11 protein-coding genes are annotated in these 12,806 nt (G+C 59.4%); 10 read left to right on the plus strand and 1 reads right to left on the minus strand.

The features are described from left to right. Positions 1-120 precede the first annotated feature (120 nt). The 4 genes from AAEZ09_RS02080 to AAEZ09_RS02095 all read left to right on the plus strand — a co-directional run bounded on the left by AAEZ09_RS02080 (position 121) and on the right by AAEZ09_RS02095 (position 5,866). On the plus strand, positions 121-3,033 hold the full coding sequence (locus AAEZ09_RS02080; RefSeq protein WP_350597914.1) for an aminotransferase: 2,913 nt from the start codon (positions 121-123) through the stop codon (positions 3,031-3,033). 385 nt (positions 3,034-3,418) lie between these two features. Next, positions 3,419-4,297: an N-carbamoylputrescine amidase gene (gene aguB, locus AAEZ09_RS02085; RefSeq protein WP_122840734.1), complete on the plus strand. Its 879-nt coding sequence runs from the start codon at positions 3,419-3,421 to the stop codon at positions 4,295-4,297. 5 nt (positions 4,298-4,302) lie between these two features. After that, positions 4,303-5,409, plus strand: coding sequence for an agmatine deiminase (gene aguA / locus AAEZ09_RS02090; RefSeq protein ID WP_350597916.1), 1,107 nt, complete (start codon positions 4,303-4,305; stop codon positions 5,407-5,409). Positions 5,410-5,653: 244 nt separating this feature from the next. Further along, the gene (locus AAEZ09_RS02095) at positions 5,654-5,866 is read left to right on the plus strand and encodes a hypothetical protein (RefSeq protein ID WP_205893576.1); all 213 of its coding nucleotides are present in this window, start codon (positions 5,654-5,656) and stop codon (positions 5,864-5,866) included. Between the two features lie 178 nt (positions 5,867-6,044). Here AAEZ09_RS02095 and AAEZ09_RS02100 read toward each other — a convergent pair whose 3' ends face one another. Beyond that, positions 6,045-8,138, minus strand: coding sequence for a TonB-dependent receptor (locus tag AAEZ09_RS02100; protein WP_350597919.1), 2,094 nt, complete (start codon positions 8,136-8,138; stop codon positions 6,045-6,047). 381 nt (positions 8,139-8,519) lie between these two features. Between AAEZ09_RS02100 and AAEZ09_RS02105 the strand changes: the two genes are divergently transcribed. The 6 genes from AAEZ09_RS02105 to AAEZ09_RS02130 all read left to right on the plus strand — a co-directional run bounded on the left by AAEZ09_RS02105 (position 8,520) and on the right by AAEZ09_RS02130 (position 12,794). Then, the gene (locus AAEZ09_RS02105; protein ID WP_205893574.1) at positions 8,520-9,806 is read left to right on the plus strand and encodes an OprD family porin; all 1,287 of its coding nucleotides are present in this window, start codon (positions 8,520-8,522) and stop codon (positions 9,804-9,806) included. Positions 9,807-10,376: 570 nt separating this feature from the next. Then, positions 10,377-10,598, plus strand: a complete 222-nt coding sequence (locus tag AAEZ09_RS02110) for a tautomerase family protein (RefSeq protein ID WP_045061344.1) — start codon at positions 10,377-10,379, stop codon at positions 10,596-10,598. Next, positions 10,595-11,251, plus strand: a complete 657-nt coding sequence (locus AAEZ09_RS02115) for a DsbA family oxidoreductase (protein ID WP_350597922.1) — start codon at positions 10,595-10,597, stop codon at positions 11,249-11,251. Before AAEZ09_RS02110 ends, AAEZ09_RS02115 begins: the two co-directional genes overlap by 4 nt. Positions 11,252-11,293: 42 nt before the next feature. Next, the gene (locus tag AAEZ09_RS02120) at positions 11,294-12,004 is read left to right on the plus strand and encodes an SDR family NAD(P)-dependent oxidoreductase (RefSeq protein WP_350597924.1); all 711 of its coding nucleotides are present in this window, start codon (positions 11,294-11,296) and stop codon (positions 12,002-12,004) included. Between the two features lie 273 nt (positions 12,005-12,277). Continuing rightward, positions 12,278-12,520 (plus strand): CopG family ribbon-helix-helix protein, encoded by a 243-nt coding sequence (locus tag AAEZ09_RS02125; protein ID WP_350597926.1) that lies wholly within the window; start codon positions 12,278-12,280, stop codon positions 12,518-12,520. Then, positions 12,510-12,794, plus strand: coding sequence for a type II toxin-antitoxin system RelE/ParE family toxin (locus tag AAEZ09_RS02130; protein WP_350597927.1), 285 nt, complete (start codon positions 12,510-12,512; stop codon positions 12,792-12,794). The genes AAEZ09_RS02125 and AAEZ09_RS02130 overlap by 11 nt, the downstream gene beginning before the upstream one ends. Positions 12,795-12,806: the final 12 nt, after the last annotated feature.

Below are 12,806 nucleotides of genomic sequence, written 5' to 3' on the forward strand. Positions count from 1 at the left end.
ATGGTCGGCATTCTTGCGCAAAGTGCCGGGTGGCGCGAGGGGTGTGTGATTGTGGGGGGTTGCGTATCGCCCCAAGCAATGGCGATATAAGCGCCTGATCAAATTCTCAGGGGTCGTTGTATGCCGCTCGCCACGTTGATTCATCGCGCCAGTTTGCCCAGCCCACAAGTGTCGGCCGAGCTTGCGCTTGGGCTGCTCGCAGAGCATTACGGGTTGAGCGCAACGCTGCGGGCCCTGGGCAGTCAGCAGGATCTTAATTACCGTGTCGACAGCGATCAGGGGCGCTTCGTCCTGAAAATCTGCCGCGGCGACTATGCCGTGCAAGAGCTGCAAGCCCAGCATGCAGGCCTCAAGCACCTGGCCGAAAAGGCCGGGGTGCAAGTGCCACGGGTTATTTGCGCCAGGAGCGGCGCGGACCTGCTGACCCTGCAAGTGGCCGATCAGACCGTGCATGTGCGGCTGCTGGGTTACATCGACGGCCAGCCGCTGACAGACTTCGATCACCTGCCCGGTGCCGTCGTTGCCGGGTTCGGGCGGCTCTGCGGCGAAATGGACCTGGCGCTGGCCGACTTTGATCACCCCGGCCTGACCCGCACGCTGCAATGGGATGCCCGTCACGCCAATGCGCTGATTGCGCACTTGCTGCCGGTGATCAAGGATGACACGCAGCGCCGGCAAGTCGCCGATGCAGCGGAACGCGCCGAACGGCATCTGCAACCGCTGGTGGACAAGCTGCCGGTGCAGGCCATTCACATGGACATCACAGACGACAACGTAGTCTGGCAACGCGATGCTGATCGCCTGTGGCAATTACAGGGCGTGATCGATTTCGGCGACCTGATCCGTACCTGGCGCATCACCGATCTGTCGGTGACCTGCGCGGCGCTGTTGCATCATGCCGGTGGCGATCCGTTTTACATCCTGCCGGCGGTGCAGGCGTATCACGCGGTCAATCCACTGGAGCACGCAGAGCTCCTGGCGCTGTGGCCGCTGATCGTGGCCCGCGCCGCCGTGCTGGTGCTCAGTGGCGAGCAGCAGGTGAGCATCGATCCGGGCAATGCCTACAGCCGTGACAACCTGACCCACGAGTGGGAAATCTTTCGCGTGGCCACTTCGGTGCCGTTGGAATTGATGGAGGCGGCGATCCTGTCTGCCGTCGGTCAGCACCTGCCGGGCATTGGCAGCGAAGGGTTTGCCCCGCTGCTGCCGGGCCTGGTCGGACGGGAGTTTGCCCTGATTGACCTGGGCGTCCTGAGCCCGCATTTCGAAGCCGGCAACTGGGAGCAGCCAGGCGTCGATCAGCGTCTGCTGGACGAGGCAGCCGCCGTGCATGAGCTGGCGGCGAGCCGCTACGGGCAATATCGCCTGTCGCGCACCCAGCCGGATTCGTTTCGCGAGCCGGACACTTGCCCGCTGCACGTCGAATTAAGGGTGCCCATGGGCACGGCGGTCGAGTCGCCATTTGCCGGCATGGTCCATGAGCCCGAACCGGGCATGCTGCAACTCGATGGCCCGCAATTGAGCCTGCGGTTGTGGGGCGTCCAGCCGTCGCTGCACACGGGTGCGGCACTGGTCAAAGGCCAGGTGCTGGGTGCAGTGAACGGGCCGCTGCGGGTGCAGCTGTGTCGCGGCGCTTCGCTAAACGCGCCGTTGTTCTGCACACCTTCCCGCGCTGCCGCCTGGCAGGCGCTATGCCCGTCGCCGGCAAGCCTGCTGGGGCTGGCCTGCGATGCGGAGCAGGAGCTGGATTCGCAGACCCTGCTGGTGCGTCGCGAGGCCAGTTTCGCCCGTACGCAAAAACACTACTACGTCGACCCGCCGCGTATCGAGCGCGGCTGGCGCAATCACCTGATCGACATGCAGGGCCGCTCCTATCTCGACATGCTCAACAACGTTGCAGTGTTGGGTCATGGCCATCCGCGCATGGCGGCGGTCGCCAGTCGCCAGTGGTCGCTGCTCAATACCAACTCGCGTTTCAACTACGCGGCAGTCGCCGAGTTTTCCGAGCGACTGCTCAAACTGGCGCCGGACTCCATGGACCGGGTGTTCCTGGTCAACAGCGGCAGCGAGGCCAATGACCTGGCCATTCGCCTGGCCTGGGCCTACAGCGGCGGGCGCGACATGCTCAGCGTGCTGGAGGCTTATCACGGCTGGACGGTGGGCGCGGACGCCGTTTCGACCTCGATCGCCGACAACCCCCAGGCCTTGAGCAGCCGGCCGGACTGGGTGCATCCGGTGACGGCGCCGAACACCTATCGCGGCGAATTCCGTGGCCCCGACAGTGCTCCCGATTACGTGCGCAGCGTCGAGCACCACCTGGCGAAAATCGCCGGGCAGCAGCGCCAGCTTGCCGGGTTCATTTGCGAACCGGTCTATGGCAACGCGGGCGGAATCTCGTTGCCGCCGGGTTATTTGAAGCAGGTCTACGCCCTGGTACGCGCCCAGGGTGGGGTGTGCATCGCCGATGAAGTGCAGGTCGGCTACGGTCGCATGGGCCACTTTTTCTGGGGGTTTGAGGAGCAGGGCGTGGTGCCGGACATCATCACCATGGCCAAGGGCATGGGCAACGGCCAGCCCTTGGGCGCGGTGATCACTCGCCGGGAAATCGCCGAGGCGCTGGAGGCCGAGGGCTATTTCTTCTCGTCGGCGGGTGGCAGTCCGGTGAGCTGCCAGATCGGCATGGCGGTGCTGGATGTGATGGAGGAAGAAAAACTCTGGGACAACGCTCAGGTCGTGGGCGGGTACTTCAAGGAGCGACTTGAGGCCCTGATCGATATTCATCCGCTGGTGGGCGCGGTGCACGGTTCCGGATTTTATCTTGGGGTGGAGCTGATCCGTAACCGCGAGACCCTGGAGCCGGCGACGCAGGAGACCACGGCACTATGTGATCGGCTGCGCGAGCTGGGGATTTTCATGCAGCCGACGGGGGATTACCTGAACGTGCTGAAAATCAAACCGCCGATGGTGACGTCGCGCCGGAGTGTGGATTTCTTCGTGGATATGCTTTCGAAGGTGCTTGCAGAGGGCCTTTGAACCGGATGCCCACTGCGCTGTTGGGCTGTGTTGGGGGGGTGTTGGGACTGTGTTGAGGGCGTGTAGGAGCTGTCGAGTGCAACGAGGCTGCGATCTTTTGATCTTAAAAAATACAACATCAAAAGATCGCAGCCTCGTTGCACTCGACAGCTCCTACGCAGCTCCAACGCAGCTCCTACGGGTGTGGGGTCGTCCAGGGATATCGATTATTATCGGTGTTTTCAGCGTATATATTCGTTTTTATAAAAATATTCGCTTTGAAAGCCGATTTTTATCGGCTATAAAGTCGCCACTGCCTCGGCATGGTGAAATTCCGCCTGGGCTTCCGCTTTCTGTCATGGGTCGTCGTCACACTGACCCCAGCCGCTTGCCCAGGAGATGATTCATGAGTCGTATCGTTACCGTCGCCGCCACCCAGATGGCTTGTTCCTGGGACCTCGAGGCCAACCTCGAGACCGCTGAAAGGCTGGTTCGCGAGGCTGCAGCCAAGGGTGCGCAAATCATCCTGATCCAGGAGTTGTTCGAAGCACCGTACTTCTGCCAGAAGCCCAACGCCGATTACCTGCAACTGGCCACCCCGGTCGAAGACAACGTCGCCATCAAGCACTTCCAGAAAATCGCCAGGGAGCTGCAAGTCGTGCTGCCGATCAGCTTCTACGAGCTGGCCGGCCGCGCACGCTTCAACAGCATCGCCATCATCGATGCAGACGGCAGCAACCTCGGGATTTATCGCAAAAGCCACATCCCGGACGGCCCCGGTTACCATGAAAAGTATTACTTCAACCCGGGCGATACCGGCTTCAAGGTGTGGAATACCCGCTACGCGAAAATCGGCGTGGGCATCTGCTGGGACCAGTGGTTCCCCGAGTGTGCCCGCAGCATGGCGCTGCAAGGCGCGGAAATCCTGTTTTACCCGACCGCCATCGGGAGCGAGCCGCACGACAAGACCATCTCGTCCCGCGACCACTGGCAGCGTGTGCAACAAGGCCATGCCGGCGCCAACCTGATGCCGCTGATCGCCAGTAACCGTATCGGCAATGAAGAGCAGGACGGGTACGACATCACCTTCTACGGTTCGTCGTTTATCGCCAACCAGTTCGGCGAAAAGGTGCAGGAACTCAATCAAACCGAAGAAGGCGTATTGGTCCACAGCTTTGATCTGGACCTGCTGGAACATACCCGCAGTGCATGGGGCTCCTTCCGTGACCGCCGCCCCAACCTGTATGGTGCTATCAAAACCCTAGACGGTGCCCTGGAGTCCTGATCGTCATGACCACTTTAAACAGCACGCCCCGCGCCGATGGCTTCTACATGCCGGCCGAGTGGGCGCCACAAACCCAAACCTGGATGATCTGGCCAGAGCGCCCGGACAACTGGCGTCTGGGCGGCAAGCCGGCGCAAGCCGCCCACGTTGCAGTAGCCAAGGCCATCGCGCGTTTCGAACCGGTGACCGTGGCGGTCTCCGCCGGCCAGTATGAAAATGCCCGTGCGCGCCTGGACGTGCCGAATATCCGGGTCGTCGAGATGTCCAGCGACGACGCCTGGGTCCGCGACACCGGTCCTACTTTCGTGATCAACAACAGTGGCGAAGTTCGCGGCGTGAACTGGGACTTCAACGCCTGGGGCGGCTTCGACGGCGGCCTCTATTCGCCGTGGAACCGCGACTCGCAGGTCGGCGGCAAGATCCTCGAGGTCGAACGCAGCCCGCGCTATCGCACCGAAGGTTTTGTGCTCGAAGGTGGCTCGATTCACGTCGACGGCGAAGGCACGCTCATCACCACCGAAGAGTGCCTGCTCAATCGCAACCGCAATCCACACCTGGACCGCGCTGACATCGAAGCGGTGCTGAGCGCCAACCTGGCTGTGGATAAAATCATCTGGCTGCCGGACGGTTTGTTCAACGACGAAACCGATGGTCATGTGGATAACTTCTGCTGCTACATCCGTCCGGGTGAAGTGCTGCTGGCCTGGACCGACGATCCGCAAGACCCGAACTACCCGCGCTGCCAGGCCGCAATGAAAGTGCTGGAAAGCGCCACTGATGCCAAGGGGCGCCCATTCACGGTGCACAAAATGCCGATTCCGGGGCCGCTGTACGCGACCGAGGAAGAATGTGCGGGCGTGGATCCGGTCGACGGCAGCCAGGAACGAAATCCTGGCGTTCGCTTGGCGGGTTCCTACGTGAACTTCCTGATCGTCAACGGCGGCATCATCGCTCCAAGTTTCGACGACCCGCTGGATGGTCCGGCGCGGGAAATCCTGCAGAACCTGTTTCCCCAGCACGAAGTGGTGATGGTGCCGGGGCGTGAGTTGTTACTGGGCGGCGGCAATATTCACTGCCTTACCCAACAGCAGCCGGCGCCGCACAACGAGTGAGTGGGGTTGTAACAGATTGAGTTGACTGGAAAAATTTCAACTCGACGATTTTCCTACTGACTGACACGAGAGGCCCGCCGTCCATCAGGACTGCGGGCTTTTTTGTGTCCGCTTATCGACAACGTCAACACATTGGCACAGCTCTTGTATCGGTTAAGGGGTTAAACAAGGAGGGGAGAACTGCGATGTTCTGTCACAAACCTTGGATAAGTTAGCCGCTCATACACCGGGAGAGAGCGCGGAGATGAACGCCGAAGTCAATGTAGTGAGCGAGCAGGCGTCGCATCCCCTGGCAGTCAACAACGAATCGCTCCAGGTCCTGGCGCACTGGTTGAAATCCAATGGAACGCGTCAGATCAGGGAACCTGATCCGCGCCGGATGATGATCGAGCGCTACCCCGCTGGTTTATTCAGCGAAGCTGAACTGGAAGCGTTGTGGGATGTGATGGAAGGATAAGAAGAAAACAACGGATTGATAAAAGCGCTGCCGGGATGGCGGCGCTTTTTTTTGCTTTTTAAACGCTGAAGATCAAGTGTGGGAGCGAGCCTGCTCGCGATAGTGGTCTGTCAGAAAGCATCTGCCGATTGACATGGCCTCATCGCGAGCAGGCTCACTCCTACAGGTTTTGCGGTGATCAGAAGCTGTAGGTTCCGGTCACAACCAGGCTACGCGGCGCACCCGGCTGAATCTGAAACTGACTCGTCGCTGACTCGTAATATTCCTTATCCGCAATATTGTTCAACGCCGCCCGCAGATCCCAATCCTTCTGCCGGAACCCGGCCAATGCATCCCACCGACCATAGCCCGGCATCATCACGGTGTTGAGGTTATCGGCATACCGATCACCCACCAGCGTCAAACCGGTTTCCGCGTACCAACCCATCTCCGGTTTCCAGGTCACGAACAGGCTGCCGTTACGCTTGGCCACGTCACTGATGCGCTTGCCCTCAAAGCCGTTGTTGTCCTTTTCCACCGTCGCATCCTGAATGCCCACACCACCGCGCACATACCAGTTGCCGGTGATACGGCCGGTACCGGTCAGCTCGATGCCGCGGGACCGTTGCTTGCCGGTGAGCAAAGTGATGGTCGGGTCCAGCGGGTCGCTGGTGCGCCGGTTGTAGAGTTCCAGTTCGTAGATCGCCAGGGTGGTGCTCAGCCGGTCGTCGAGCCAGTCGGACTTCACGCCGATTTCCTTTTGTTTGGTCAGCTCTGGACTCAGGTCATTGCCGTTACCGGTGGCGCCCGGCGTGATGCCGATCAAACCTCCGCCCACCGGCGAGAAGGTCTTGGACCAGGACGCATAGAAGGAATGATCCTGCAGCGGCGTCCAGACAAGGCCTACACGCGGGCTGGTGCTGTGGCTGTCACGGTCTTCGGAAATATTGCGCAGCTGGTTGGTCGATTCGATATCGAAGGTGTCGTAGCGCAGGCCGGCCAACACCTGCCATTGGTCGTTCAGGCGCAACTGATCCTGCACGTACACCGCGCGGCTCTCGACTTCGGTGTGGTTGTTGCTCGCCACCTGCATGCGCCCGGTATGGCGCAGCTCGCGGTTGGGGTTAAACAGGTCGAGTGCCGGCACCGGTGAGCTGCCTGGCCCCGACGTAGCAGCGTTGTACAGCGTCGGATCACGGCGCTGGCTGCCCACTTCAATACCGGTGAGCAACCGGTGTTCCAGGCCGAAGGTGTCGAACCCACCTTCCAGCTCGACGTTGTTGAAAACGTTACGGGTGGTCAGGTCCTGTTGCCAGTGCTGGCGCGTGACCTGGTGGGTGGCCGGGGTGTAGCCGGTCTGGTAGGTGTTATCAAAATCACTGTTGAGCTTGAATACGCCCAGGGTATGGCGAAGCTGCCAGTTATCGCTGAGTTCGTAGCTGAGTTTGGAGCGCAGGGATTGTGACTTGTCGTCGATGAAATCGTGATCGCTGCCGTAGGTGGTACCCCGTCCTACATCTGCCGGGCGGCCATTTACCCCAGGCACTCCACGATCGGGGGTGCGGTTGTAACGGCTGTACTCGTACTGCACCAGCCAGTTGAGGTCCGGGGTCAGCTGCCAGCTCATCGATGGCGCAAACAGTTGGCGATTGCCGCTGACGCCATCGCGGAAGCTGTTTTCGTCCATATTGCCCATGTTCAGGCGCAGGCTGATGTTATCGGTCGGGTCGGTACTCAGGTCGGCGTACAGGCTGCGCAGGTCTTCGCTGCCGCCTTGGGCTTCAATGGTCGAGCGGCGGCCGAATTCTGGCTGTTTGCTGACCCGATTGACGATGCCGCCCTGGCTACCACGGCCATACAGCACGGCTGCCGGGCCTTTGAGCACTTCGATCTTCTCGATGTTGTGCAGGTCGCGCACGTACTGGCTGTCGTCACGAATGCCGTCGAGGTAAAAGTCGTTGCTGGCGTCGAAGCCGCGAATGCGCAGGCTATCAAAACGGGTGTCGGCGCCACTGCTGACGTTGGGAACGCCACTGAGTGCCGTGCCCAGGTCGTTGGTGCCGTAGTCCATCACGTTCGCGGTTTTCACCGAGTCGATGGCCTGGGGAACGTAACGCACCGGTGTCGCCGTGCGGGTCGCCGTGCTGGTTTCCTTCACTCGCGGGTCATCGGCCTCAGCTTCGGCGCTGATGGAAGTCGCCGGTAATGTGGTCGGTGCGGCGTAGGAAAAACCGGCAGAAAGCACAGCTGAGAGACCCAAGCTGAAGGGCACAAGGCGAAAAGGGGCAGGCATTTTGGAGGGCGCGTCCTTAGAATTTTTGGGATGTGGCTGAACGGCGCGAATGATAATGCGTGCTATTTACTTTCGATAATTATTCCTGAAAAGTTCCCTGGTTCGATTGTTACTAATCATGTCAGAAACATTACGTTGATGATTCCTTAGACTTTTTTCGCCTATTCACAGACGATTCTTCAAATTGACACACCGTTAAGGGCGCGGCTAGGATTCGCCCCAACGCCTGTGGCCAACCGCCATGACTGACAAAATAATAAAAGGCCCGCCTCGATTTCTCGTGGGCGGGCCTTTTTGTTTTGCGTTGAAAAAAGAGCGCAACAGCGCCGTTTCAGCCGTTCGGCACAGCGCGTATTAACCGCTTATAAGGAAAAGAACAAAATGTTGAACAAGCGTATCAGCCTGATCGCTCTGGGGATGTTGAGTGCTACACAGGCCATGGCTAACGACCAGGCCGAATCCAAGGGTTTTGTTGAAGACAGCAGCCTCAAAGTGCTGCTGCGCAACGCCTACATGAACCGTGACTACAAAGACGGCAACCCGGACAAGGCCGAATGGGGCCAAGCGGCCATCGGCACTTTCTCGTCCGGCTTCACCCAAGGCACCGTTGGTGTCGGTGTTGACGCCTTCGGCCTCTACGCACTGCGCCTGGACGGCGGCAAAGGCCGCAGCGGCGCTGGCGGTATCGATTTCTTTAAACAAGGCGACAGCGGCGCTGCGGCTGACGACCTGTCCAAGGCTGGCGCTGCGGTCAAATTCCGGCTGTCCAGCACCACGCTGACCTACGGCGACCAGATGCCGGCCCTGCCGGTACTGAGCTATGACAACTCGCGCCTGCTGCCGGAAAGCTACACCGGCACCCTGATCACCTCCAAGGAGATCAAGGGCCTGGAGCTGAACGCCGGTCGTTTCACCGCCGAATCGCGCAAGAGCGCTGAAGGCCGTGACAGCGGTGGTCTGAAGTCGATCAACGTATTGGGCGGCAGCTACCAGTTCACCGAGCAGTTCAAGGCAGCGGTCTACGCTTCCGACGTTGAAGACGTGTTGAAGAAACAGTACCTCAACGCCAACTACGTATTCCCGATCGACAAGGATCAGTCCCTGACCCTGGACTTCAACGGCTATCGCACCAAGCTGGAAGACTCCTACGTCCGTGACAGCGGCGCCACCGGCGACGACAACAAGATCTGGAGCCTGGCGGCCACTTTCGCCACCGGCCCGCACTCGTTCACCATCGCCCACCAGCGCAGCACCGGCGACAGCAACCTGGGCTACGCCTACGGCGGCTATCAGCGCGGCCAAGGTCGTGTGGGTGACGGCGGCAACACCATCTACCTGGCAAACTCCTACTGGTCCGACTTCAACGCTGAAGACGAACGCAGCTGGCAGCTGGGCTACGGCCTCGACTTCGGCACCTTCGGCGTGCCAGGCCTGAGCTACAACTTCGCCTACGTGCGCGGCGACAACATCACCACTTCCACCAGCGAAGGCGGTACCGAGCGCGAAATCTTCAACCAGTTCAAATACGTCGTCCAAAGCGGCCCGGCCAAAGACCTCAGCGTAAAACTGCGCAGCTCGATCCTGCGGGTATCGCAGAAGTCGAGCGAGTACAACGTCAGCGGCAACGAAGTGCGTGTGTTCGTGGATTACCCGATCAACATCTTCTGATGCGGATTTGAGTTTTCGAACATGAAAAAACCCCGACTGGTTCGGGGTTTTTTTATTTCTGGGCGGTGGGTTTTTGTCCGCAGGATGTCATGTCGCTGAAATCGTATTTCGAGAACACGTGTCGCGAACATGTCGTCGGCGGCGACACGTTCCAATAACGTGTCGCAAAAAGTGGAAAATTGCGACACGTTCTGGGCTCATTGCGTTATGTGCGACATAGGGCAGTTTGCAGGGGCAGGAATCAGCCTCGGGTTTTAGTGATTTTTATGGCTGGGCAATAATTATTGGCCAGCCATAATTTCCATAATTCCATTTTCAAGCGGCGAAGGGCCTAGATTGTGGGTTTTGATTGAAGCCCCCTGAGGCACGCTGTGTCTCGCCCATGTCAGGTTTGACGAAATCGCGACAGGGACCCATGGGGACTCAAACAAGTATCCGATACCCATATGATTGATTACCCGACGTAACTAATGATGTTCCCGTCCCCATCTTTATCCCCTGCACCCAACTCCCTACATTGAGCTCCAACACCTACCCATCATTCCGAGGGCAGGTCACTGGAGATTCCTCATGCCTTTCGTCAGCGTTCGCATTACCCGCGATGGCGTTACCCCAGAGCAGAAAGCTCAGGTGATCGCCGAAATCACTGAAACCCTGGAACGCGTCCTCAACAAACGCCCGGACCTGACCCACATCGTGATCGAAGAAGTCGACACCGATAACTGGGGCTACGCCGGCATGACCACCACTGCGTACCGAAAACAACTGGCTGAAGAAGAGGGCAAGTCATGACCGCCTCGGTCACCGTCGATTTTGTCTCCGACGTGGTGTGCCCCTGGTGCGCCCTGGGCGCCACGGCGCTGGAGCAAGCGATCGCGAATGTGGCGGACGAAGTCTCGGTGCAGCTCACCTACAAACCCTTCGAATTGAACCCCGACATGCCGGCAGCCGGCGAGAAAGCCGTAGAGCACCTGATGCGCAAATATGGCCGCACCGCCGAGCAAGTCGCCGCCGGCAAGGCCATGCAGATCGCTCGCGGCGAAGCCATCGGCTTCAAGTTCGACCTGGAGAAACGCAGCCACTTCTACAACACCTTCGATGCACACCGCCTGCTGTTGTGGGCCTTGCAGCAAGGGCGGCAAATCGCGCTGAAGAAGATCCTGCTGCGCGCCTACTTCGCCGAGGGCCAGAACCCCAGCGATCAGCAAAGCCTGGTGCGGTTGGCGGTGGAAGCCGGGCTGGATGAGGACGGAGCACGTGAAGTACTGACCTCCGGCGCTTTCGCCAGCGAAGTGCGCGAGCTGGAAGGTTTTTACCGCCAGCACGGCATCAACTCGGTGCCGGCCATGGTGCTCAACGGTCGGCACCTGGTGTCCGGTTCACAGTCGGTCGAGTACTACGAACAGATGTTGCGACAAATGGCCAACGCCCCCTTTGAGGCCTGATTACCTGATTTCTAAACCATCATTTATGAGTAGAGGTTCATCATGAGCAATTCGAGAAAAGTCATCGTTATCACTGGCGCATCCCAAGGCCTCGGCGCCGGCATGGTTAAAGCCTTCCGTGATCTGGACTACCAGGTGGTTGCCACTTCGCGTTCGATCAAACCGTCCACCGATCCGGACATCCTCACCGTGGCCGGCGACATCGGCGAACCTGAAGTCGCCCAACAAGTCATCCGCGAAACCATCGCCCGTTTCGGCCGCATCGACACCCTGGTCAACAACGCCGGGATCTTCGTCGCCAAACCGTTCACGGACTACACCGCCGAAGATTACGCCGCCGTGCTGTCGGTGAACCTGAATGGCTTCTTCTACATCACCCAACTCGCCATCACCGAGATGCAAAAGCAAGGCAAAGGGCATGTGGTCAACATCACCACCAGCCTGGTCGATCATGCGATTGATGGCGTGCCTTCAGTACTGGCGTCGTTGACCAAAGGCGGCTTGAACGCGGCGACCAAATCCCTGGCCATCGAGTACGCCAAACGCGGGATTCGGGTGAATGCGGTCTCGCCTGGCATCATCAAGACGCCGATGCATGGTGAGGAGACTCATGCGGCGCTGGGGAGCCTGCACCCGATGGGGCACATGGGCGAGATCGATGATATTTCGCAGGCTGTGGTGTATCTGGACAGCGCCAAGTTTGTTACTGGCGAGATTTTGCATGTTGATGGTGGGCAGAGCGCTGGGCACTGAGGTTTGGTGCTGCAGCCTTCGACAAACAAAGCCCTCGTTTGAGGGCTTTGTTTTGCGGGGTCGCAACAGGTTTACCTGCAGACCCTATCTCACGCAACGGAACGCTTAGGCGATCGGGTCGAGTTGATCCAGAGCCCGGTTCACCGAGAGCTCTGCCAGCATGAGAATCTGAACAAATGGGGCAACGAAAGCCTCGCATCGGGACGACCTGCTAATTCAAATCAACATTCGACGGTGTAAGATGCCAGGAGAACGCACATTATCGAGGCTGCCATGACCGGGATTTCCCTGAACCTGCCTGAAGACCTTTCCAACTCGCTCTCCGACCTGGCCAAGACGAATGGCCAAACCGTCAGCTACCTGGCGATGGACGTTCTTCGTGACTACATCGAGCACGAGCGGACGCTGACCGCGCAGATTGAGTTGGCTGTAGAAGAAGCCGACCAAGGTAAATTCGCCACCGAGGACCAGGTCGCGGCAATGCGCGCTCGGCGCTGGAGCAAAAATGCGGGTTGAGTGGCTGGAAAAAGCCCTCAAGAATCTGGAAGACGAAGCCAGCTACATTGCCCTTGAAAACCCTGGAGCGGCTGACGATTTCTCCGATGCAATTTTTGCCAGCGTAGACAAACTGGCCCAGTTTCCAGCCATGGGCCGTGAGGGTCGAGTCAAAAATACGCGTGAATGGGCGGTCCCCAACTGGTCCTACCTCATCCCCTATCGGGTTCGCGGTGATCGCCTTCAAGTCCTTGGGGTGTTTCATACGCGGCAACGCCCCCGTACAAAGTGGTGACGGCGTGGGGCT

It is taken from the genome of Pseudomonas sp. 65/3-MNA-CIBAN-0223, from assembly GCF_040310425.1.
Lineage (GTDB): Bacteria > Pseudomonadota > Gammaproteobacteria > Pseudomonadales > Pseudomonadaceae > Aquipseudomonas > Aquipseudomonas gregormendelii.